The sequence below is a fragment of the Nocardia sp. NPDC050713 genome (assembly GCF_040654315.1).
Taxonomy (GTDB): Bacteria; Actinomycetota; Actinomycetes; order Mycobacteriales; family Mycobacteriaceae; genus Nocardia.
The window spans coordinates 1-22,683 of sequence record NZ_JBFAHS010000025.1 but is presented as its reverse complement, the minus strand read 5'-3'; the positions used below and the strand labels follow the sequence as shown (position 1 = coordinate 22,683).

At 69.9% G+C, this 22,683-nt stretch carries 21 protein-coding genes and 1 pseudogene; 9 read left to right on the top strand and 13 right to left on the bottom strand.

Translation table 11 applies throughout. The features are described 5' to 3' along the window. The first annotated feature begins 129 nt into the window (after positions 1-129). Positions 130-1,209 (top strand): amidohydrolase family protein, encoded by a 1,080-nt coding sequence (locus tag AB0H49_RS32470; RefSeq protein ID WP_357256633.1) that lies wholly within the window; start codon positions 130-132, stop codon positions 1,207-1,209. A gap of 118 nt (positions 1,210-1,327) precedes the next feature. Further along, complete coding sequence (locus tag AB0H49_RS32465) at positions 1,328-2,854, top strand: NAD(P)/FAD-dependent oxidoreductase (RefSeq protein WP_357256631.1); 1,527 nt, start codon at positions 1,328-1,330, stop codon at positions 2,852-2,854. On the opposite strand, the gene AB0H49_RS32460 is transcribed toward AB0H49_RS32465, so the two are convergent. Together AB0H49_RS32460 and AB0H49_RS32455 are read right to left on the bottom strand one after the other, a co-directional pair. Beyond that, a complete protein-coding gene (locus AB0H49_RS32460) occupies positions 2,826-3,623 on the bottom strand; it encodes a helical backbone metal receptor (protein ID WP_357256629.1) in 798 nt (265 codons plus the stop codon). The two genes, AB0H49_RS32465 and AB0H49_RS32460, sit on opposite strands and share 29 nt — an antisense overlap. Continuing rightward, a complete protein-coding gene (locus AB0H49_RS32455; protein WP_357256627.1) occupies positions 3,620-4,147 on the bottom strand; it encodes a TetR/AcrR family transcriptional regulator in 528 nt (175 codons plus the stop codon). Before AB0H49_RS32455 ends, AB0H49_RS32460 begins: the two co-directional genes overlap by 4 nt. A gap of 62 nt (positions 4,148-4,209) precedes the next feature. Between AB0H49_RS32455 and AB0H49_RS32450 the strand changes: the two genes are divergently transcribed. Further along, a complete protein-coding gene (locus AB0H49_RS32450) occupies positions 4,210-4,710 on the top strand; it encodes a hypothetical protein (RefSeq protein WP_354999917.1) in 501 nt (166 codons plus the stop codon). Between the two features lie 249 nt (positions 4,711-4,959). Here AB0H49_RS32450 and AB0H49_RS32445 read toward each other — a convergent pair whose 3' ends face one another. After that, the gene (locus AB0H49_RS32445) at positions 4,960-5,724 is read right to left on the bottom strand and encodes an SWIM zinc finger family protein (RefSeq protein WP_357256625.1); all 765 of its coding nucleotides are present in this window, start codon (positions 5,722-5,724) and stop codon (positions 4,960-4,962) included. Further along, a pseudogene (locus tag AB0H49_RS32440) lies at positions 5,721-8,518 on the bottom strand (DEAD/DEAH box helicase). The gene AB0H49_RS32445 and the pseudogene AB0H49_RS32440 overlap by 4 nt, the downstream one beginning before the upstream one ends. Positions 8,519-8,806: 288 nt before the next feature. On the opposite strand from AB0H49_RS32440, the gene AB0H49_RS32435 reads away from it, so the two are divergent. Both AB0H49_RS32435 and AB0H49_RS32430 read left to right on the top strand, forming a co-directional pair. After that, a complete protein-coding gene (locus AB0H49_RS32435) occupies positions 8,807-9,169 on the top strand; it encodes a hypothetical protein (protein ID WP_354999920.1) in 363 nt (120 codons plus the stop codon). A 116-nt stretch (positions 9,170-9,285) separates the two neighbouring features. Beyond that, entirely contained in the window at positions 9,286-9,945 is a 660-nt protein-coding gene (locus AB0H49_RS32430; protein ID WP_357256679.1) for an HNH endonuclease family protein, read from the top strand. Positions 9,946-10,065: 120 nt separating this feature from the next. Here AB0H49_RS32430 and AB0H49_RS32425 read toward each other — a convergent pair whose 3' ends face one another. After that, on the bottom strand, positions 10,066-10,875 hold the full coding sequence (locus tag AB0H49_RS32425; RefSeq protein WP_357256677.1) for a sulfurtransferase: 810 nt from the start codon (positions 10,873-10,875) through the stop codon (positions 10,066-10,068). Positions 10,876-11,116: 241 nt separating this feature from the next. On the opposite strand from AB0H49_RS32425, the gene AB0H49_RS32420 reads away from it, so the two are divergent. Next, positions 11,117-12,361, top strand: coding sequence for a benzoate/H(+) symporter BenE family transporter (locus AB0H49_RS32420; protein WP_357256623.1), 1,245 nt, complete (start codon positions 11,117-11,119; stop codon positions 12,359-12,361). On the opposite strand, the gene AB0H49_RS32415 is transcribed toward AB0H49_RS32420, so the two are convergent. From AB0H49_RS32415 to pdhA, 3 genes are read right to left on the bottom strand one after another with little or no spacing between them, the layout of a single operon-like run. After that, positions 12,348-13,757, bottom strand: a complete 1,410-nt coding sequence (locus AB0H49_RS32415) for a dihydrolipoamide acetyltransferase family protein (protein WP_357256621.1) — start codon at positions 13,755-13,757, stop codon at positions 12,348-12,350. The genes AB0H49_RS32420 and AB0H49_RS32415 overlap by 14 nt on opposite strands. Positions 13,758-13,784: 27 nt before the next feature. Continuing rightward, the gene (locus tag AB0H49_RS32410) at positions 13,785-14,759 is read right to left on the bottom strand and encodes an alpha-ketoacid dehydrogenase subunit beta (protein WP_354999924.1); all 975 of its coding nucleotides are present in this window, start codon (positions 14,757-14,759) and stop codon (positions 13,785-13,787) included. After that, positions 14,756-15,868 (bottom strand): pyruvate dehydrogenase (acetyl-transferring) E1 component subunit alpha, encoded by a 1,113-nt coding sequence (gene pdhA / locus AB0H49_RS32405; RefSeq protein ID WP_357256619.1) that lies wholly within the window; start codon positions 15,866-15,868, stop codon positions 14,756-14,758. The genes AB0H49_RS32410 and pdhA overlap by 4 nt, the downstream gene beginning before the upstream one ends. Before the next feature lie 143 nt (positions 15,869-16,011). Here pdhA and AB0H49_RS32400 point away from each other — a divergent pair, with 143 nt between their 5' ends. Then, a complete protein-coding gene (locus tag AB0H49_RS32400) occupies positions 16,012-16,506 on the top strand; it encodes an Lrp/AsnC family transcriptional regulator (RefSeq protein WP_354999926.1) in 495 nt (164 codons plus the stop codon). Between the two features lie 25 nt (positions 16,507-16,531). Beyond that, positions 16,532-17,335 (top strand): SDR family oxidoreductase, encoded by an 804-nt coding sequence (locus tag AB0H49_RS32395; RefSeq protein WP_357256616.1) that lies wholly within the window; start codon positions 16,532-16,534, stop codon positions 17,333-17,335. Between the two features lie 38 nt (positions 17,336-17,373). Here the strand turns inward: AB0H49_RS32395 and AB0H49_RS32390 are convergent, their stop codons facing one another. Beyond that, positions 17,374-17,766: a thioesterase family protein gene (locus AB0H49_RS32390; RefSeq protein WP_355000522.1), complete on the bottom strand. Its 393-nt coding sequence runs from the start codon at positions 17,764-17,766 to the stop codon at positions 17,374-17,376. 26 nt (positions 17,767-17,792) lie between these two features. Continuing rightward, on the bottom strand, positions 17,793-18,785 hold the full coding sequence (locus tag AB0H49_RS32385; protein WP_357256614.1) for an AraC family transcriptional regulator: 993 nt from the start codon (positions 18,783-18,785) through the stop codon (positions 17,793-17,795). 81 nt (positions 18,786-18,866) lie between these two features. Between AB0H49_RS32385 and AB0H49_RS32380 the strand changes: the two genes are divergently transcribed. Next, the gene (locus tag AB0H49_RS32380; protein WP_357256612.1) at positions 18,867-19,724 is read left to right on the top strand and encodes an NAD(P)H-binding protein; all 858 of its coding nucleotides are present in this window, start codon (positions 18,867-18,869) and stop codon (positions 19,722-19,724) included. A gap of 292 nt (positions 19,725-20,016) precedes the next feature. Here AB0H49_RS32380 and AB0H49_RS32375 read toward each other — a convergent pair whose 3' ends face one another. From AB0H49_RS32375 to AB0H49_RS32365, 3 genes are all read right to left on the bottom strand, one after another. Further along, entirely contained in the window at positions 20,017-21,339 is a 1,323-nt protein-coding gene (locus tag AB0H49_RS32375; RefSeq protein WP_357256675.1) for an MFS transporter, read from the bottom strand. 3 nt (positions 21,340-21,342) lie between these two features. After that, positions 21,343-22,473 (bottom strand): DUF5925 domain-containing protein, encoded by a 1,131-nt coding sequence (locus tag AB0H49_RS32370; protein WP_357256610.1) that lies wholly within the window; start codon positions 22,471-22,473, stop codon positions 21,343-21,345. 96 nt (positions 22,474-22,569) lie between these two features. Further along, a partial coding sequence (locus tag AB0H49_RS32365) for an NAD(P)(+) transhydrogenase (Re/Si-specific) subunit beta (protein WP_357253831.1) occupies positions 22,570-22,683 on the bottom strand: 114 nt, incomplete at its 5' end.

Sequence of the window (22,683 nt, the reverse complement as noted above, 5' to 3'; positions counted from 1 at the left end):
GCGATCGGCGACACCGGGCGAAGTCCGTCAGCAGCCCACGCACGGCCGGAGCGAAGCATTTCCCCCAGGCCCGGCACCGGTCGTGTGACAATCGCCGGGCCGGGAAATCCGCCAGACAGGAGGGACACGATGGACCTCGCGGGTCTACGCGTGATCGACGCGCACATCCACCAGTGGGATCCGCTGACCACGCCGCGCGATTTCAGCAATCTCGCCCGGCTGTTCAAGTACCTGCCGGTGCCGATCGATCTCGCCACCCGGCTGGCCCCGCGCCGCGACCGCGAATTCGTCGGCGACCCAACACCATACGTGCATCCGTACCTGCCCGCCGACTACCGGACCGACACCGCGGGCGTCCCGGTCGAGTCGATCGTGCACATCGAGGTCGAATGGACCGGCACGGGTCCGACCGCCAAGGCCGACGAGACCCGCTGGGTCGCCAGCCTGCCCTTCGGTGTCGACACCCCGCGGCTCGGCGCCGTCATCGGATCGGCCGACCCGGCCGCCGACGGCTTCGCGGCCCTGCTCGACGCGCACCAGACGGCGTCGCCGCTGTTCCGCGGCATCCGCACGATGGTCGCGCACCACCCCGACACCGCCATCCGCTCCTTCACGGGCAACGCGGGCGCACTCACCACGAGCCGCTTCCTCGACGGGTTCGCCGAGCTCGCCGAGCGCGGGCTGTCCTTCGAGGCGTGGGTGTACTCGCACCAGCTGCCGGAGGTGACGGCACTGGCCGCGCGCTATCCCGACGTCACCATCGTGCTGAACCATCTCGGCACGCCCGCGGGACTGTTCGGCAAGGTCGGCAAACACACCGGAGCCAACCCGGGCGAGCGCAGGAAGCTGCTGCTGACCTGGCGCGACGACCTGAGCGCACTGGCTGCCCAGTCGAATGTGGTCGCGAAAGTCAGCGGATTGATGATGCCCATCCTCGGCCACCCGGTGCCGACGCGCGGTAGCGCGACGCCGGTGCCGACGCTGGTCGAGCGGATCGGTCCGCTGGTCACGCACGCGATGGATGCCTTCGGACCCGACCGCCTGCTGTGGGGCTCGAACTTCCCGGTGGACAAGCCCATCACCAGCATCGACCACAGCGCCCGGGCCATCGCCGAGATCGTGACCGGCCACGGTGGCGGCCCCGCCGACCTGGCCCAGATCTTCCGTGGCACCGCGGAACGCGTCTACCGTGTCGAGGCTCCCGAGTAGCACCGCGGCCCGTTGACAAAGCCGGCGGGCGCGCGCCTAATGAGGTGGCAGGTGCGGACAATGATGTCGCCCGACATCACATGGGTTCGTACGCCGGACTCATGAAGCGAGCGGTGCGATGAACGACGAGACCATCGACCACGAAGTGATCATCGTCGGAGCCGGGTTCTCCGGCATCGGCGCGGCGATCAAGCTGCGCGAGGCCGGTTTCGAGGACTTCCTCATCGTCGACGACGCGGACGGCGTCGGCGGCACCTGGCACTGGAACACTTATCCCGGTGTGGCCGTGGACATTCCGTCGTTCAGCTATCAGTTCTCGTTCGATCAGCGGGCGGACTGGACCCGCGTCTACGCGCCGGGTCGCGAACTCGAGGCCTACGCCGAATCGTGCGTCGACAAGTACGGGCTGCGCCCGCGCATCCGCTTCAGCACCACCATCACCGACGCCGAATTCGACGAAGAGCGGCACCTGTGGCGGCTACGCACCGGCTCCGGGAAGGAGTTGCGGGCACGCTACGTGATCAGCGCGACCGGTGTGCTGACCCGGCCGAAGATGCCGGAGATCCCGGGCGTCGGCGATTTCCGCGGCGTCACCATGCACACCTCGCGGTGGGACCACGGGCAGAGCCTGCGTGGCAAGCGGGTCGCGATCATCGGGACCGGCGCATCCGCGGTGCAGGTCATCCCGGAGATCGCGCCCGAGGTATCGCAGCTCGTCGTCTTCCAGCGCACGCCGATCTGGTGCCTGCCGCGCCCGGACATGCCGCTGCCCGCCCCGCTGCGGCTGGCCTTGCGGCTGCCCGGTGGACGGTCGCTGACCAGGTTGATCAGCCAGACCTACGTGGAACTGACCTTTCCCATCGCGGCGCACTACTACAAGTCACTGCCGACCGCCGCCGTGGGCGAGCGCGCCGGGCTCGCCCACCTGCGCCGCCAGGTCCACGACCCGGTGATCCGCGAAAAGCTCACGCCCCGTTACGCACTCGGCTGCAAGCGCCCCAGCTTCTCCAACGACTACCTGGCCGCTTTCAACCGCGACAACGTGCTGCTGGAGACCGATCCGATCCGGGAGATCACCGCGACGGGCGTGCGAACCGACGCGACCGAGCATCGGGCGGACGTGCTGATCCTGGCCACCGGGTTCAAGGTGATGGAGTCGGGCAACATGCCGACCTACGACCTGCGCGGCGTCGGCGGCCGGGACCTGGAGAAGTGGTGGGACGAGCACCGGCTACAGGCCTACGAGGGCGTCAGCGTCCCCGGCTTCCCGAACTTCTTCTCGGTGATCGGGCCGTACGGCTACAACGGTTCGTCGTATTTCGCGCTGATCGAGAACCAGGTCCGCCACATCCTGCGCTGCCTGCGGCACGCCCGCGCGACCGGCTCGACCCTGGTCGAGGTCACCGAGGAAGCCAACGACCGCTTCTTCCAGGAGATGCTGTCCCGGCGCGGCGGGCAGGTGTTCTGGCAGGAGTCGTGTTCGGTGGCCAACAGCTACTACTTCGACAAGCACGGTGATGTTCCGCTGCGGCCGTCGACCACGGTGGAGGCGGCCTGGCGCAGTGGGCATTTCGATCTGACCGACTACCGGTTCGCCTCGGTGCCTCAGGCCCTGTCTAGCGGTGGTCGGCGGTCGCGGCGGTGATCTGCCTGGTCAAGGTGTCGCGGGCGGTGACGAGCGAGGGGCCGTACCAGGTGAGGCTGCGTCCTTCGACCAGCGCGACCGGTATGCCCGGGAAAGCTTCGGGTCCATCGGTTTCGGTGAAGACGTACGGCTCGTCGGGCAGGATCGCGAGTTCGACGCCGCGGGTGAGTTCGTCCTCCGTGACGCGCGGGTAGCGCTCCGGGCGGTCGGCGTGGACGAGTCGCAGCCCGAGGCGGCGCGCCAGGTCACCGGTGAAGGTGTCGCGACCGACGACCATCCAGGGCTTGCGCCAGATCGGGATCACTGCCGCCCGAACTGGCTCCGGAGGAGGGGCGGCCCAGATCTTTTCGGCTTCGACCAGCCAGGACGGCGCCGGGACTCCGAGCGCCTCGACGAAAAGCCTGGTGAGCGAGGGGAACGCGTCCTCCAAGGTTTCGATCCTGGTGACCCACACCGGGATACCGGCCTCGCGCAGCCGCTCCACGTCCCTGCGGCGATTCTCCTCCTGATTGCACAGCACCAGATCGGGAGCCAGCTCGACGATCCGGCGGACATTCGGATTCTTGGTGCCGCGCACCCGCTCGACGGGGAGGTCGGCCGGGTGCGTGCACCACTGCGTCGCCGCGACGAGCAGCTCCGGGCAGGTGAAAGTGACCGACTCGGTGATCGACGGCACCAGGGACACGACCCGCCGGACCGGGCGGACGATCGGGACCTCGCCGCCCAAGTCGTCGGTGGACGAGACAGGCTGCGGCGGAACGGCATTCACGACAGGATCCGGTCGCACAAGACGCGCAGCCGCTCGGGCGGCACCTCGGGCAGCGTGTTGCCCGCGCCGAGCACCAGCAGGTAGAGGATCTGCGAGGTCTGCTCGGCGGCGGGTTCCGGGTAGCCGATCTCGCCGAGCAGCTCGCGCAGGAACGCCAGCCTGGCCGCGTCGACGCGCTGCTTGGCCGCGGCCGCGACCGGATCGTCCAGCGCCCAGGCCCGGACCGCCACCTCCAGGCGTGCGGGTGCGCCATCGGCGAGCACCAGGTCGATCAGCAGATCGAGTTTGGCGCGCGGGTCCAGATTCTCGGCGGCCTGCACCTCGCGGATGTAGCGCAGCGTCTGCACCTCCTCGAAGTGCGCGAGCAGCGCCTTCTTGTAGCCGGGCATGCCCGCGAAGTGGTGATAGAAGGACCCGGTGCTGAGTCCGGTGGACGCGACGAGCTTGTCGATGGTCAGCGCCGTCGGTCCCGCCGCGCCGAGGATCGTCAGCCCGGATGCCAGCCATGAGGTCTTGCCCGCCACATCGCCCAGCCTATAACATAAATTTTGTTCTGTTCTGGGTATGTCAACTCTCGGAGGTCGCGATGACCGCGATGACGTCCACCATCCAGCCCAACCCCATCGTCGCCCGATGGCCTTTACCGGCCCACTACGCGGGCGGCGTGTTCCTCGGCCTGATCGGCTTCGGCCACTTGCTCGCACTGCACGTCTTCAACGGGGCCGATGTCGCGGGCGAGGAAGTGATCAACGAGCTGGGCAGGAACACCACGACCGCACTGTTCGAAGGCGGCAGGGAAGTAACGGTGTTCGGGCTCAATACCGGCTACAGCGTGGCCTTGGGGCTGTTCGGAATGCTCTTCCCGCTGCTCGCGGCCGTCGCGGTGCGGGCGGCTCCCGAGCTGATCGCACGCTGGTCGCTGTTCAACTGGATCTGCGCGGTCACGGCGGGCGGCACGTTCTGGATCTCCTGCCTGTACTTCCCCGAGACCGTGGTCGCGTTCGCCGGGCTGTCCGCGCTCTGCTACGTGGTCGTGCTGGTGGGCGGGCCGCCCAAGTCAGCGCATCAGCGCAGGTCAGAGAGGTAGCGCCGCAGGTCGGGTCGGCCGCGCGACTCTGGAAGGTCCTGGCAGCGCAGGTTCGGCACATGGGCAGTGAATGAACAGCGCTCAGGCATTACCTCGCCCGTCCCGCGAGAGCAGACTTGGAAGTGGCACCCGGTACCGAGAAACCGGCACCCAGCGCACGGACGGGATCCGCCCGACGAAGTCCGGAGACGCAGGGCCCGACCTCGATGCCGGGTGCTGGCCGCGCGGCAGCGGATCGCCGCGGCGATCTCAGCGCCGCAGCAGCGCATACAACGCACCGAGTTCGCGCAACCCGGTGGCGGCGCGCGCCTCGTCCTCCGAGCTCATGCGCAGCGCCTTGCGCAGCAGTACGGGATCGAGATCGTCCATCGCGGAACGGAATTCGACCTTCGGCAGGTCGGGAAGCAGCGCCTCGTCGCCGTACAGATCCTCCGTGGCGACCGGTCGCGGATCGCGCTCGATACCGCGAATCAGCGTGTCGAGGTCCAGTCCGCGCAGCGTGAGGATCTCGCGGGGCCGCTCGTCGAGGCGCTCGGCGAGCAGGTAGCAGACGGCCGCGACGTGTTTGCACGGCCAGCCGGGGTCCGGGCAGGTGCAGTCGAAGTCCAGCTCGGCCGCGGTGGTCGGCAACAGCAGCGGGCCGAGTCCGGAGGGCAGCGCGCCCGACGCTATCTCGGCCAGCATGCCCGGTGATCTGCGGATCGTCTCGATCAGCAGCTCGAGTTCGTCCTCGCGCAGCGCGCGGACGCGGAACGCCGCGGTGAACGGGCGCGGCTGACTGCCCTGCACCTCCGCGACCACCGCGCCCGGTTCGATCCGATAACTCACCACCTGTCCCGAGCGCGCGTAACTGCGCCCTCGGGCCAGCCTGCCGGGCTCGGCCATCGCCTCGACCGCGTCGATCAGCGCCTTGCCCCACCAGGTGCGCCCGAATACGCCGCGCCTGCTGCGCGCCGTCACGCCGCCCTCGACCGGTAGCCGCTTGCCGTACTTGCTGTAGTCCTCGAAGCTCATTCGCCCACCGCCTCGGCGCCGAGGGTGAACAGGTCACGCAGTTCGTCGGTGCTCAGCTCGGTGATCCAGTTCTCCCCCGCGCCGACGGCCAGGTCGGCGAGCCTGCGCTTGCCGTTGATCATCTCGTCGATCCGCTCCTCGATGGTGTCGACGCAGACGAGCTTGCGCACCTGCACCGCGCGCCGCTGGCCGATGCGGAAGGCACGGTCAGTCGCCTGGTTCTCCACCGCGGGATTCCACCAACGGTCCAGGTGCACTACGTGATTCGCGGCCGTCAGGTTCAGTCCGGTGCCACCGGCCTTGAGCGACAACAACATCAGCGGCGGACCGTCCTCGGCCTGGAACCCGGTCACCATGGCGTCGCGGCGGCGTTTGGGCACACCGCCGTGCAGGAACGGGATCGGGGCGCCGAAGCGCTCGGCGAGGAACGGAGCGACGAGCTCGCCGAACTCGCGAAACTGGGTGAAAAGCAATGCCTTCTCACCATCGGCGAGCACCGCGTCCACCACGTCCTCTACCAACGCCAGCTTGCCGGAACGGTGTTTGCCGCGCGCCAGCACGCCGGAGCCGTCGCCGAGGAAGTGCGCGGGGTGGTTGCACACCTGCTTGAGGCGGGTCAGCGCGCCGAGCACAGCGCCCTTGCGCGCCATGCCTTTCGCGTTTTTGATCTTGTCCATCATGTCGTCGACCACCGCCTGGTACAGCGCGGCCTGTTCGACGGTCAAGTTGGCCCGCACCGTCATCTCCAGCTTTTCCGGCAGGTCGCTGATGACGGACGGATCGGTCTTCACCCGGCGCAGCACGAACGGCTGGGTGACGAAGCGCAGCCGCGAGATCGCGTTCTGATCGTTCTCCCGCTCGATCGGCACCGCGAACCGCGCGCGGAACGTCTGCGCGCTGCCGAGCAGCTTCGGCATCGCGAAATCCAGCAGCGAACGCAGCTCCTCGAGCCGGTTCTCGACGGGAGTTCCGGTGAGCGCCAAGCGATGTCGCGCTTGCAACGAGCGGGCCGCGCGGGCCTGGCGGGTCGCGGCGTTCTTGATGTGCTGGGCCTCGTCGAGCACGACGCGCTCCCAGTCCTGTCTGCCAAGCGCCTCGACATCCCTGGCGAGCAGCGAGTAGGTGGTGAGCACCAGGTCCGCTTCGGCGATCGCCGCGTCCAGGTCCGCGCCGCCCCGCCGACCCGCGCCGTGGTGGACCAGCACGCGCAGGTCGGGTGCGAACCGCTCGGCCTCGCGCTGCCAGTTGCCGACCACCGACATCGGGCACACCAGCAGCGTCGGGCCAGGGTTGTCGGACTGTTCCCGCTCGTGCACCAGCAGCGCGAGCACCTGGATCGTCTTGCCGAGGCCCATGTCGTCGGCGAGGATCGCCCCGCAGCCCATTCGGCTCATGGTGACCAGCCAGGACAGCCCGCGCAGCTGGTAGGGACGCAGCTGCGCCTTCAGACCGCTCGGGGCGGGCACCGGCTCGGCGTCGTGCTGCCGATCGAGCAGATCGGCCGCCCACCCCGTGGCGGTGACCTCGGTGATCGGCACCTGCTCGACGCGCCCGCCCGCCAGTTCGCCGATCATGTCGGCGAAGGTGATCGGCGAATCGTCGCTGTGCGCGGCGACGTAACGAGCCGCGGCGGCGAGCACCTTGTGATCTGCCTGCACCCACTCGCCGCGCAACTGGACGAGATCGGATTTCGCGCGAACCAGGCGCTCCATCTCGGCCGTGGTCAGCACGGTGTCGCCGAGCGCCAATTCCCAACGGTAACGGACCAATCCGCGCATACCGACGGTGCTCTCCGCCGCCGGGACCGCGCTCTCCACGCGCAACCGCATCGACGGCGCGGAGATGCTCCACGCGCGCGGCAGCAGCAACCGGACGCCCGCCGCCTGCAACGCGTGCGCGCCGTGCGCGACGAGATCGGCGACCACCTCGGTGGGCAGCAGCAGATCCATCGTGCGCGGATCGGTCGGCAGATCGCGCAGGCGCGGATAGGCGCGCTGCGCCTCGCCCAGCTTGTCGATCGCGGTGCGGATCAGGCTCGGGTCGCCGTGCAGCGGGATCGGCGAGGGCGCCTCCCCCTCGGTGCGCAGGCAGACCTCGAGCCGCCACAGCGCGACCGACTCGTCGGCGACGCCCAGCTCGCCGTCCGGCTCGAGCAGCCGAAGCACCAGTTCCGGCTCGTCCACGGTGAGACTGGCCCGCCAGCGCTCCAGCACCTCGGCGAGCTGATGGCTGCCGCTGTCGAGCGGACTGTCGCCGACCAGCGCGGCGAGCAGCGGGTGCGACGGCGGCGGGCCGTCCAGCAGCCGCCTGGCGATCGGGTCGGTCAGTTCGCCGACGAGTCTTCCAGCATCGCGGCGGGGCGTCCGGCCACGTGCAGCGCTGCCGGTGCGGCCACCGCGAGCTCGGCCAGCCAGGCGCGCTGGGCCGCGCCGCCGACCAGTCGCCAGCGCACCCACCATTGGCCGTCGTCCCTGCGCAGTTCCGGGACGACCCGCCCGGCCCGCACCCAGCGTTCGACACCGTGCGCGACATGAGCGAGAAAGCGCAGATCACCCGCGACGGCCGAAGCGGGCAGCGGCTGGCGCAACGCCGCGGCGGCGGCCTCGGGCGCGAGCGCGTGCGCGCGCACCGTGGCGGGCTCGGCCGAACCGGACGCGAACACGAGAACCTCGGCCCGGTGCCGGAACCGCGACGCGCGCAGAACGGCGCCCAACGGGTCGGGCAGCGCGTCCGGCACCCCGTCGTCGGTCCACAGCAGCAGACCGGCCCCTGGCGACCACAGTCCGTGCAGCATCCGCCCATCAAATCAGGTGAGTCCGACACTTCGCCGCGGGGTGCGCGCGGTGTTCCGCAGGTGCGTCCATGCGAAGTTCGCGGTTCAGGGGCACTATGGACGGTACCGAGAGCATGCCGCGACCAGCGGAGACAGCCCGGGTCCAGTGGTACCGGGTGTCCGTCGACGCGTCCCCGAGCCACGCCGGGATGTGCTGCTACCGCTGGCGCCGTTTTCGGCACATACTGGGATATTCGCTGGTCACGACTGAGAACCACAGCTGGGCGTCAACGAGCGGAGGGCAGCAGCATGACGATTCTGCTCCAGGTACTCGAGCAGAGCTTCACGCCGACTACGCATTGGGAACGACGCAAGTACACCTTCGTCAACGCCGCCAAGATCGTCGGGATGCGTCTCGACGGCGAGTGCGGTGTGTGGCTGGACCTGTCACGCCCCGGGGAATCACAGCACCTCGCGCACACCCCGGACCCGCATCAGGCGATCACGTTCCTGCTCACCACTTTCGCCAAGATCGCCGAGTGCGAGGAGCGCGGCGGCTCGTGGTTGATCGGGCACGACGGCGCGCACCACGAGTCCATCGCGGCCACCCGATACCCGCCGCGGGCCAGCGAGGTCGCCGATGACGACCTGCTCGCGCGCGCCTGGTTGTGAGCAAACCTCGCCGCTGATCGGCGCCGTCCCGGCGAAGCCCTCGGATGTCGGTGCCCCCGAGTACAACTGGCGCCGTGCGCATCCGTGGTCGTTTGCTCGTGCCGCTTCTCGCGGCGCTGCTGCTTGTCGGCTGCGGCGGGTGGCCTGCCGGACCGGTGGCCCCCGCGCCGGGTAGTCCGAGCCGAGCCCAACTCGAAGAGCTGCTCGCCGAGGTGCGGGTGGTCGCCGAGCGGCCGCGGCCCGGCGGGTACGAGCGCGGCTGCGGGAATGGACAGGCTTGCGTCTTCGGGCCGTCCTGGAGCGACGACTACGACGGCCCCGGCGGGCACGACGGCTGCGACACCCGCAACAACGTGCTCGCCGCCCAGCTCAGCGACGTGCGTTTCCGCGCGGGCACCCGGGACTGTGTCGTCGTGTCCGGCACTCTCGACGACCCATACACCGGTGAACGGAGCGCGTTCCGCAAGGCCGATGCCCGCGCCGTGCAGATCGACCACGTCTACCCGCTCGCGGCCGCCTGGGACATGGGCGCGTTCGCTTGGCCGCCGCAGCGCCGCGTGCGGTTCGCCAACGACGTCGAGACGAATCTGCTGGCCACCGCGGCGGGCGTCAACCAGGCCAAAGGCGACAGCACGCCCGCGGAATGGCTGCCGCCGTCGCGCGCGAACCACTGTTTCTACGCGGGCCGCTACCTCACTGTCGCGGTGCGCTACGAACTGCCGCTGACCGCGGCCGACAACGCCACGCTGCACGACATCGCACGCACGTGTCCATGACGCCGGTCCGTCGACCAGAGGTGCTATCGACGGACCGGGCGCCTTCGTTCCAGCAGGATGCCGCCCGTTGCCGCGGCGGCCGCGCTACCTCGTCGTAGGCGTCTCGCACTCGCCGACCGACTACTGCGCGCCCGTGGCGACCGGACGTTTGGGATCGTTCGACCACTGCGACCAGGAGCCCGGGTACAGCGCGGCCTCGACGCCCGCGACCGCGAGCGCGGCGACCTGGTGGGCGGCGGTGACGCCGGAACCGCAGTACACCGCGACCGGGCCGGAGCCGAAACCCGCGAAGCGCTCGCGCAATTCGGCCGCGGCGCGGAAACGTCCGTCGGCGGCCAGGTTCTCGGCGGTCGGCGCGCTCACCGCGCCGGGGATGTGTCCGGCTTTCGGGTCGACCGGCTCGATCTCGCCGCGGTACCGCTCGCCCGCGCGGGCGTCGAGCAGCACGCCCTTCCACTTCGCGACGGCGTCGGCGTCGACCACCGGCAGCTGGCCGGGCCGCAGTTCGACGTCGCCGGGTTCCGGATCGGGTTCGGCGCCCGCGGCGAGTTCGCCGCCCGCGTTCGTCCAGGCGGGCAGGCCGCCGTCGAGAATGCGCACGTCGGCGATGCCCGCCCAGCGCAGCAGCCACCAAGCCCGTGCCGCGGCCATGCCGCCGGTCGCGTCGTAGACGACCACCGGATCGCCGGTGCGGATGCCCCAGCTGCGCGCGCACTTCTCCAGCTGCGCGATGTCGGGAAGCGGATGCCGTCCGCGCGCGGGTGAGGGCGGTGCGGCCAGCTCGGTCTCCATGTCGACGAAGACCGCGCCGGGAATGTGGCCCTCCAGATAGTGCTGCGGCCCGTCCGGGTCGCCCAGTGCCCATCGCACATCGAGCAAGCGAACCCGCTTGTCCGCCAATGTTTCCCGAAGGTCCCCCGCAGAGATCAGTACCGCGCTCAACCCAGCTCCTCGTCCAGTTTCTCTCGCGCGCCGACCGTCTCACCTTAATCGACACCGCACGACGACGTCGTCGATAGCGGCGCATGTTCGGAGCGAATGCTGAGGTACGCCTGCGCACCGCGCGCCGCGGATGTGCGTGCTCGCGCGATATACCCATCGGTAGGAAGTCGGTCCAGTTTCCCGGCACTGGCCGGTGACACGCCGTCCGACCAGCGGCATCATCCGAACAATGGCCACGATTTCCACGCCCGCCGGGCTGGCACAACCGCTCGGGGCGGGCGCGGTGACGGCGCTCGTCGGGTTCACCAGTTCGTTCGCGGTGGTGCTGAGCGGGTTGACGGCGGTCGGCGCCACCGCGGCCCAAGCCGCGTCCGGACTCCTCGCGCTGTGCGTCACCCAGGGCATCGGGATCATCCTGCTCAGCTACCGCTACCGGATGCCGATCACGCTGGCCTGGTCGACGCCCGGCGCCGCGCTGCTCGCGGGGGCGGGCACGATCGCGGGGGGCTGGCGGGCCGCGCTCGGGGCTTTCGCGCTCACCGGGGTCCTGATCGTGATCACCGGCCTGTGGCAGCGGCTTGGGAATCTGGTCGCGGCGATTCCGGTCGAGATCGCGCAGGCCATGCTGGCGGGCGTGCTGTTGCCGATGTGCCTCGCGCCGGTGGAGGCGGTGGCGACCAGCCCGGCGGTGGTGGTTCCGGTGATCGCGGTGTGGCTGGCGCTCCAACGTTTCGCCAAGCGCTGGGCGGTGATCGCCGCGTTCGTCGTCGCCGCCATCGGCGCCGGGGTGAGCATCGTTGTCGAGCATCGCGAACTCGATCTCACGGCTATGGCGCCGACAGTGGAACTCGCTCTGCCGCAGTGGAATTGGCAAGCGATGATCGGCATCGCCATCCCGCTCTACATCGTCACCATGGCCTCGCAGAACATTCCGGGCACGGCGGTGATGCGGTCGTTCGACTACCGGGTGCCGTGGCGCGCGGCGATGACAGTCACCGGTATCGGCACCATTCTCGGCGCACCGGCGGGCGGCCACGCCATCAATCTGGCCGCGATCAGCGCCGCCCTGTCCGCCGCGCCCGCCGCGCATCCGGACCCGAAGCGCCGGTGGATCGCGGCCTGCACCGCGGGGGTCGCCTACCTGCTGCTCGCGCTCGGCTCCGCGGCGCTGGTCACCCTGGTGGCCGCCGCGCCGGAGGGGACGTTGGAAACGGTGGCCGGGCTGGCGCTGCTGGCGACCCTGGCGGCGGCGCTGGCGGGTGCTCTGCGCTCCGAACAGCACCGGGAAGCGGGGGTGATCACCTTCGTCATCGCCGCGTCCGGTGTCGGATTCCTCGGCATCGGGGCCGCGTTCTGGGCGTTGCTCGCCGGGTTGATCGTGCGGCGGGTGCTGGATACGCGAGCCGCGCCGGAGGCGACCGTCAGCGGAACACCGCAGGCGCTCGCCAGCCCTGCGCGCGCTACATCCGGCTGAGCAGGGTGAGTGGGTCTTCCAGCAGTCCGGCGGTGGTCGCGAGGAAGCGCGCGGCCAGTTCACCGTCGATCATGCGGTGGTCGAAGCTGACGCCGAGCGTGGTCACCCAGCGGACGGCGAGTTCGTCGCGGAACACCCAGGGCCGCTTGCGGATCGAACCGAGGCACAGGATCGCGGCCTCGCCGGGATTGACCAGCGGCACCCCGGCGTCGACGCCGAAGACGCCGACGTTCGTGATGGTGAAGGTGCCGCCGCGCAGGTCGGCCGGAGTCGCCGAGCCGGAGCGCGCGGTCTCGGCCAGCCAGCCGATCTCGCGGCACAGGTCGCGCAGGCTGAGCGATTGTGCCTCTTTGAGATTGGGCACCAGCAGGCCGCGGTCGGTGGCCACCGCGATGCCGAGATTCACGTAGTGCTTGGTGACGATCTGCTGATTCGCCTCGTCCCAGTACGCGTTGACGCCGGGGAAGTCCGCGATGGCGGCCAGCGTTGCCTTGGCGACCAGCGCCAGCGGCGTGAGCGTCAGTCCCGCGAAGGATTTGGTGGTGCGCAGGTGGTCGAGCAGTTCCATCGACGCGGTGCAGTCGATCGTGACGAAGGCGCTGGCCTGCGGAATCGTCCGCGCGCTCACCACCATGGCCGCCGCGGTGCGCTTGCGGATGCCGGTGATCGGCGCACGCTCCTCGCGCACCGCGGGGCGGATCACGCCGGCGTTCGGCTCGGTCACCGGCTGCGCGGGGCGGTTCACGGGCGCGATATCGGTTCTGGGCGCGGCGATTCGGGGTTGCGAGACGGGCACGGCGCCGCGCACGTCGTCGACCGTCACCGCTCCGTTCGGGCCGGAGCCCGCGACGAACCACAGATCGATGCCGAGTTCCTTGGCCAGTTTGCGCGCGGCGGGCGTTGCCGCGGCGCGTCCTTCCGGCGCGGGCCTGCGCCGCCGCGACTCGGCTTCGCCTTCCGGTCCGTAACCGACGAGCACCGAGGTGCGGCCGTTGCCGGCGGCGGTGTCCGGCGACGACGGGACGGCCTCGGTCGCGTCGGCCTCGGAGGACGGCGGGACCGGCGCTTGTGTCGCGTCAGTGCCGGGAGACGGCGGAAGCGGGGCTCGGATCGCGGCGGACTCCCGGGCGGCGGAAGGCGGCGACTCGACCCGCACCCGGATCAGCGGCGCGCCCACCTCGACCGTCTCCCCCGGCTCGGCGAGCAACTCCTCGACCCGTCCCGCGAACGGCGAGGGCAGCGCCACCACGGCCTTGGCGGTCTCGACCTCCGCGATCGTCTGATTCAGCTCGACACTGTCGCCGACGGCCACCGACCAGGACACCACTTCGGCCTCGGAAAGACCCTCCCCGAGATCCGGGAGCCGGAATTCCAGAACGTGGCCGTCGTCTTCCACGGGGCGCCTCTCGGATCGGGTCGGCGGTCAGGCGGCGAGCGAACGGTCGACCGCGGCGAGGATGCGATCGGCGTCGGGCAGGTGGTGCTTCTCGAGCTTAGCCGGGGGGTAGGGGATGTCGAACCCGCCGACGCGCAACACCGGCGACTCCAGGTGATAGAAGCAGCGTTCGGTGATCCGTGCCGCGATCTCGGCGCCGAGCCCACCGAAGACGGGAGCCTCGTGCACGATGACCAGCCTGCCGGTCTTGTCCACCGATTCCTCGATGGTGTCGAAATCGATCGGCGCGAGGCTGCGCAGATCGATGACCTCGAGCGAATGTCCTTCCTCCGCGGCGATTCTGGCCGCCGTGAGCGCGGTCGCGACGGTGCCGCCGTAGGCGACGAGAGTGGCGTCCTCGCCGGTGCGACAGACCCGGGCCCGATCCATCGCCAGCTCCGGCGGTGCGTCGAAGTCGACGTCGGCCTTGTCCCAGTAGCGGCGCTTCGGCTCGAAGAAGATGACCGGATCGTCCAGCGCGATCGCTTGGCGCACAAGGTGATACGCGTCGGACGGATTGCTCGGCGTCACCACCCGCAGCCCCGCGGTGTGCGCGAAGTAGGCCTCCGGCGATTCGGAGTGGTGTTCCACCGAACCGATGCCACCGCCGAACGGTATGCGAATCGTGATGGGCGCGATCACCTTTCCTTTGGTCCGGTAGTGGATCTTGGCCACCTGGGAGACGATCTGGTCGAACGCCGGATAGACGAACCCGTCGAACTGGATCTCGCAGACCGGCCGGAACCCGCGCAGCGCCATGCCGAAAGCCGTTCCGACGATGCCGGATTCGGCCAGCGGGGTGTCGACGACGCGGTTGTTGCCGAAGTCCTTCTGCAAGGTGTCGGTCACCCGGAAGACGCCGCCGAGCTTGCCGATGTCCTCGCCCATGAGCACGACCTTGGGATCGTCCTCCAGCGCCCGGCGCAGCCCGGTGTTCAGCGCGTTGGCGAAGGTGGTGATCATGGTCGGACTCCTTCCGGTCGCGCGGAGGACGCACCGGGATCGCCGGTCAGGTACTCCGCGTACTCCCGCCGCTGTTCGTCGAGCAGCGAGTGTGGTGTCGCGTAGACGTGGTCGAACAGCTCCATCGGCGCCGGATCCGGCATCTCGATGGTCGCGGCGCGCAGCTGTCGCGCGACGTCGTCGGAGTGGGCGGTGACCTGCCGCGCCCAGTCCTCGTCGAACTGCCCCTCCCGCTCCAGGAGCCTGCGCACCCGGTCGATCGGATCGCGGCGCTTCCACTCCTCGGTCTCGGCCGCTGCGCGGTACCGGGTGGGGTCGTCGGCGGTGGTGTGCGGACCCATCCGGTAGGTGAGCGCCTCGATGAAGGACGGCCCGCCGCCCGAACGCGCCCGCGCCACGGCCTGCCTGGTCACCGCGAGCACGGCGAGCACGTCGTTGCCGTCGACCTGAACGCCGGGCATGCCGTAGCCGTAGGCGCGGCGGGCGATCGGCGTCGCGCTCTGGATCCGCACGGGAGCGCTGATCGCCCAGTGGTTGTTCTGGCAGAAGAACACCACCGGCGCGCTCCAGCTCGCGGCGAAACCGAGCGCCTCGGCGATGTCGCCCTGGCTCGTCGCGCCGTCACCGAAGTAGGCGATGGTGGCGATCTCGGCGCCGTCCAGGTTCGCGGCGTAGGCGTATCCGGTGGCGTGCAGGCCCTGCGAGCCGACCACGATGTTCGGGTTGGTCATGTTCACCGCGCCGGGGTCCCAGCAGGAGTGCGCCGCGCCGCGCCACAGCCGGGTGAGCTCGGTGGGCGAGACGCCGCGGCAATAGGCGACGGCGGCTTCGCGGTAGCTGCAGAACACATAGTCGTCGGCGTGGAGGGCGCGCGCCGAACCGACCTGCGCGGCTTCTTGGCCGAACAACGGCGGCCACAGTCCCAGCTGGCCTTGGCGCTGCAACGCGGTCGCCTCGACGTCGATGCGGCGACTCACCACCATGTCCTCGTACAGCGCGCGCAGGTGATCCGGGCCGATATCGGCGACGAGCGCCGCGTGCTGACGATCGAGAACGCGGCGGCCGTCGGGCTGGATCAACTGCACCGGGTATGTGGGCTTGTCCGCCATGACCGCTCGCCTCCTCATCCTGCGCCGAGCACGATGTGTCCTACCTCACAGCATCCACGAGAAAGCGGTCTGCGCAAGTGACCGGTAGACCAATGGGCAGAATGCTCAAATCGGTGGGCCACGGTGGTGTCATACTGCGTTGTATGTCCAGTAAGGAACCCGTCGACGCCACGTTGGACGCCACCGATGCGCGCCTGCTGCTGGAGCTGGTCGCCAACCCGAGGGCGACCGGCGTGGAGCTGGCGAACCGGCTCGGCCTGTCCCGCAACACCGTGCAGGCGCGGCTGTCTCGCTGGGAGGCCAGCGGGGTGCTCGGCAGTTTCGAACGGCGGGTGCGGCCGCGAGCGCTGGGCTATCCACTCGCCGCGTTCGTCGCGGTGGTCGTCGATCAGCACCAATTGGACTCGGTGGTGGACGAACTCGCCGAGGTCCCGGAGGTCACCGAGGTGTGCGGCATGACCGGACTCACCGACCTCACCGTCCGCGTCGTCGCCCAGGACGCCGACGACCTGTATCGAATCGCCGGTCAGATCCTCAAGATTCCCGGGGTGGAGCGGACCAACATGGCGCTGGTCATGCGGGAGCTGGTGGGGCCGCGGACCGCGCCGTTGCTGGATCGGCTGGCCGGGTCGAGCTGATCGCCGTGCCCGCTACTGTGCGGGTATGGAGATTTCGGGCAAGGTCGCGATCGTCACGGGGGCGGGAGCGGGTATCGGTGCGGCGCTGGCGCGGCGGCTGGCCGAGCGCGGAGCGCGCGTCGTGGTCGCCGACCTGGACGGCGAGTCGGCTGCTGCGGTAGCGAAATCCATTGGCGCCCAGGCGGTATCGGTGGGCGGCGACGTCTCCGACGAGCAGGTCGTCCAATCACTGATCGATCGCGCCGAGGCCGAATTCGGGCCGGTGGACTTCTATTTCGCCAACGCGGGCATCGGCGGCGGTCCCGGACTGGAGAGCACCGACGAGCAGTGGTCGGCCGCGCTGGAGGTGAACGTGCTGGCGCACGTGCGCGCCGCTCGGCTGCTCGTCCCCGGTTGGGTGGCGCGCGGCGAGGGATATTTCGTCGTCACGGCGTCGGCCGCGGGGCTGTTGACCCAGATCGGCTCGGCGCCGTACTCGGTCACCAAACACGCCGCGGTCGGTTTCGCCGAATGGCTTTCGATCACCTACGGGGACAACGGGATTCGAGTCAGCTGCGTGTGCCCGATGGGCGTCGACACCAAGCTGCTGCACGGCGATCTGATCCCCGGCGACGAGGCGGCCGCCGCGATGGCGATCAAGGCGGTCACGTCGGCGGGCGCGGTGCTCTCGCCCGAAGAGGTCGCCGATGTGGTCTTGGCGGGCGTCGAGGCCGAGCAGTTCCTGATCCTCCCCCACCCGGAGGTGCTGGAGATGTACCGCCGCAAGGGCGCCGACTACGACCGCTGGCTGGCGGGCATGCGCCGGTTCCAGAGCGCGCTGCGCGGATAGCCGCGCGCTGCCGCGGCTCGAGCTCTTCGAGGGAACCGTCAGTCGGTGACGAGTTCGGCCGCGGCAGTACGGACGACCTCCGGGATCTCGACCGGCTTGCGGGTCTCGGCGTCCACGTAGACGTGCACGAAGACGCCCGTGGCCGCGAGCTCGAGCGAACCGTCGGCGTCGCGGAAGATCGCCAGGTCGTAGGTGATGCTGGAGCGGCCGAGCCGGGATATCCGCAGGCCGACCTGCAGCTGGTCGGGGAAGCTGATCGAGCCGAGGTACTGGCAGGAGGTCTGCGCGACCACGCCGAGCGCGGGCAGCTCCCTGATGTCGGTGCCCGTCGCGTGCATCAACCAGGCGTTCACCGCGGTGTCGAAGTACGAGTAGTACGTCACGTTGTTCACGTGGCCGTAGTGGTCGTTGTCCGCCCACCGGGTCGGCATCGGCCAGAGCACGGGATACTGCTGCGTCACCCGGCCGACGATAGCTCAGCGTGGGCGGCGCCCTGCCGGTGGTCGCGCGGACTCACCCCGAAGTGGCGTTTGAAGGCGGCGCTCAGCGCGAAGGCCGAACCGTAGCCGACCTGGCGCGCGATGGCCTCGATGGTGGCATCCGACTCCTGGAGCAGATCGGCGGCCAGCGCGAGGCGCCATTCGGTGAGGAAGGCCATCGGCGGCTCGCCGACCAGGTCGGTGAACCGCCGAGCCAGCGCGGCGCGCGAGACGCCGACCGTCTCGGCCAGGCTCGCGACGGTCCAGCCGTGCGCGGGATTGTGCTGGAGCAAGCGCAGGGCCTTGCCGACCAGCGGATCGCTGTAGGCGTGGTACCAGGCGGGTGCGTCGTTGCGGGCGAACCAGGCGCGCAGCGCGGCGATCAGTACCATGTCGAGAAGGCGGTCCAGCACCGCGCCTTGGGCGGGCTGGTCCTTGGTCGCCTCGTCGGCGAGGATGTCGAGCAGGCGGCTGTCGAAATCGCCGTGCGACAGCACCGCGATCGGGGGCAGGGCGCGCAGCAGCCGCTGGCTCGCCGCGCCCGCGGACTCGTAGGTGCCGGTGACCATCATGGTCGCGCCCTCCGGGTCGGTGCCCCACTGACGCACGCCGAGACTCAATGTCTCGCAGAGGATCTCACCGTCGGGCGTCTTCGTGATCTGGCCCGGATGGATGATGATCTGCGGTGGCGTCGCTGGATCGTCGGCGACGGTGTAGGGATGCGGGCCGCGGAAGATGGCGACGTCGCCCGCGAGCAGTTGGCGCGGCTCGCTCTTGGCCGAAACCTTGCTCGCCCGAGGCGAATTCGAGGTGCCGTCCGGGACGATCCAGGCGGTGCCGCGGATCATCGAGAGCACGGTGAGCGGCGCTTCGTCCTGGATGCGCAACGACCACGGCGGATCCAGCAGCGAACACATCAGGAACGCGCCCCTCGCGCGTGGGCCTTCGAGCAGACTGGCGAGCGCATCCACGTCTCCAACAGTAGACGCACGCGCATGGTCGCGAGCGGCTGAACTATGTTTCGTCTCGGCTCGAGACGGTGTACTCGAATCATGAACAGCAACGACAGCCGACAGCTCCGCATCCTCGTCACCGGCGGCACCGGAAAGACCGGTTCCCGGGTGGTGTCCCGGCTCCTGGCGGGTGGCCACGAAGTCCGTATCGGGTCCCGTTCCGCGGAGATTCCGTTCGACTGGACCGACCGCGCCACCTGGGGACCGGCGCTCGCCGATGTGGACGCCGCCTACCTGGCCTACCAGCCCGATCTCGCCGCGCCGGGAGCGCCGGACGTCATCCGGGCGTTCGCCGCGGCCGCGAAGACGGCCGGTGTGGGCAAGTTGGTGCTGCTGTCCGGGCGTGGCGAACCCGAGGCGCTGGAGTGCGAGCGGATCGTGCGCGAATCCGGGCTCGAGTGGACCGTGGTGCGCTGCGCCTTCTTCGCCCAGAACTTCAGCGAAGGCGCGTTCGCGGACTACATCCCGTCCGGAACGGTCGCGCTGCCCAACGGCGACGTACCGGAACCGTTCGTACACGCCGACGACATCGCCGACGTGGCGGTCGCCGCGCTGACCGAGCCGGGGCACGACGGCGAAGTCTACGAACTCACCGGGCCGCGGGCGTTGTCCTTCGCCGAGGCGACCGCCGAGATCGCCGAGGCCACCGGCCGCGACATCCAGTTCATCCCCCTCACCCGCACGGAATTCGTCGCGGGGCTGACGGAATACCAGGTTCCGGCGGACGAGGTCAGCCTGCTCGACTACCTGTTCGGCACGCTTCTCGACGGACGGAACTCGGCGGTCACGGATGGTGTGCGGCGGGCGCTCGGGCGGGAGGCCAAGGATTTCGGCGACTTCGTCGCGGAGACGGCGGCCGCCGGGGCATGGGCGGGGGCGGAGGTTCCGGTGCGGTGATCCGAGGGTTCGCGGCTCGAAGAGCGTCAGGGACAAAAGGATTGGAGCAGGAGTCATTGTCGACTCGACTGAGTCCAGTTGATGCGGTCCGCTGGTTCGGCGCGGAATAGCGGATGCCACCAGCCTGTTGAAATTGTCGGAAGCGAAATGTACCCACCCGCGGACGTGGAGCTCAACGGAGCGCCCCACGCAACCGGACCAGCCCGGGCCGACGATGTCCCGAACCGGCCCCGTGGGTGGGTGCTGCGGGACCCGCCCACTCCCAGCGCGGGTCCACTGGCGAACCGAGCTATCAGTGGGCGTCGTCCGTGGCCTTGGCGCTGAGGTCGGGCGCGGAGGGGGCCGGGGCGACGACGCCCGCCTTCCAGCAGCAGAGCAGCACCGCGACGAGGGGCACGAGCATGGCCGCGGTGAGGGGAACCAGTTCGGTGAGCCAACCGATGACGGCAGGCCCCGCGAGCAGGCCGAAGTAACCGAGGCCGAAGACGCGAGCCATGTCGGTGGCGGCGGTGCTGGTTCCGAGATTGCCTGCGGCGGTGAAGATCTGGGGGACGCTGCCGGAGAGGCCGAGGCCGCAGAGCGCCCAGCCGACAAGGGTCAGCGGTGTCCAAGCGGACAGCATGATGACACCGAGGCCGAGGGCGGCGAGCAGGGTTCCGTAGCGGACCACGGCGACCCGCCCGAACGCGCCGCTGACGCGGTCGGCGGCGAAGCGACCCGCGGTCATGGTCACCGAGAACGCGCCGAACGCCAGCGCGGCGGTGGCTTCGTCGACGCCGAGGTGGTCGCGCATCTGCAACGTGCTCCAGTCGGCGGCGACGCCTTCGGCGAGCAGCACTGCGAAAGCGATAGCGGCCAGCGCCAACACCTTTCGTCGGTGTCCGGGTTCCGGCACGTCGGCGGCGTCCTCAGTATGCGCGGGGCCGATGACTTCCGAGCTGGGTGGTTCGGGCCGCTGGGGCGCGGCCGGATCGGCCAGTAGACGCGGCACGCTCGCGACGACCAGCGCGACACAACTCGCCGAGGCCAGGACGAGAGTGACGCGCACGTCCCAGCCCGCGCGCAACGCGGCGGCGCCGAGCAGGGAACCCAGCAGGCCGCCGCCGGAGAACAGGGCGTGGAATGCCGACATGATCGGCCGCCCGTAGGCCCGCTCGACCTGCACCGCTTGGGCGTTCATCGAGACGTCGAGTGCGCCGTTGCCGAAGCCGAAACAGGCCAGCGCCACCGCCAGCGACACCGGGCCGGTCGCGAAGCCGGGACCGAGCACGGCTGTCGACGCGACGAGCGCGGCCACGCCCACCAGCCTCCTGCTGCCGAACCGGTCCGCGAGCGGGCCCGCGATGCGCATGCCGACGATCCCCGCGCCCGCCATGAGCAGGATGAACATGCCCAGCGTCGAATGCGAGACGCCCGTCCGATCGGTGATGACCGGGATGTGCACGACCCACATCGCCAGCAGGGCACCGTTCGCACCGAATACGGTGAACACCGCGCCGCGCGCCGTGCGTGTTCGACCGTCGACCGTTTTGGCTGGCACCAGTTCGACGGTACCGGTGTTCGGCTTCCGGCTTGGTCGATCGCGGACGACGCTGGCGAAACCCCGCGCTCGCAGCGCCTACAGGTACATCCCCGACTCCGGTTCGGGTGCGGTTGTATCGAGACTGGGCACGCCGCCTTGGAGGGCGATGAGTTCGGCGAGGGAGAAACCGTCGTCGGGGATCGGGGCCGGGTGGTCGCCGAGCCAGCGCCGCGCTTCGGTCGCGGAGAGGCGGCCGATCTCGAGTTGGGCGAGGCAGCGGCCGGGACGCGTGACGGCGGGGTGCAGGCGGGACAGGTCCTCGTTGGTGGTGATGGCGACGAGCACATCGCGCCCTTGCCCGAGCATCCCGTCGGTCAGGTTCAGCAGGCGCGAGAGCCCCTGGCCCGCCGAGGCTTTCGCTTCGGCACGGATGAGCTCGTCGCAGTCCTCCAGCACCAGCAGGCGCCAGCGGCGGCGCTCTTCGTCGACCTCGGTGGCGGCCGACATGAGGTAGCCGGGCTGACTGAACAACATGTCCGGATCCAGCACGCAGTCGACCTGGCACCACGGCTGCCACGCCCTGGCCAGCGCGCGCAGCGCCGTGGTCTTTCCGGTGCCCGGCGGCCCGTGCAGCAACAGGAGCCGACCGCGAATATCGGTGGGCGACAGCGCCATCAAACGATCCAGTGCGGCCGCGGCCGAGTCAGGATAATTGCGGCGGATGTCCGACCAGACCGGTGTCTCGATGTCGTGTTGACGCCGCCGCGGTCCCTGCTGGTTGTGCAGGTACCAGAACCCCATCTCGATGCCGTCCACCACCTCGGACGGCTCCTCGGCGTCGCGGATCGCCTCGGCCAGAACATCGTTGGCCAGCTCATCGGTGACGGCGGTGACCTCGACGACGGCGGAACGGTCGGCCCAGCGGTCCGCGCGCAGCGTCCAGCCGTCGCCGACCACCAGGATCGAGCGGCTGTTGTCCTCCTCGATGGCGCGGGCGATCCGCGAACCCGGCGGGCGCAGCGGCGCGTCGGCGCGCACGCGTTCGAGCTGCTTCTTGCGGTAGCGACCCTGTTCGCCTTGGACGAAAGGGGTCAGCGCGAGCACGTCGAGCACATCGCGCGGCGAGTAGTACGAATCCAGTGCGACGGACCACCGTAGGCTCTCGGCCGGATCGGCCGGCCCCGGCTCGGGCCCGACCAACCGAAGTGGTTCCTTGCGTTCCAACATTCCGACCATGATCGGCGTGTCGGACCGGCGACGTCCACCGAATTAAACGCGAAGCGGCCCCCGCTCCAGTGGAACGAGGGCCGCCTACCTGGTGCCTTACAGCGCCTTCAGTTCCTCGGTGACGGCACCGACGGACTTCTTGGCGTCGCCGAACAGCATCGAGGTGGTGTCGGCGTAGAACAGCGGGTTGTCGATGCCGGCGAAGCCGGA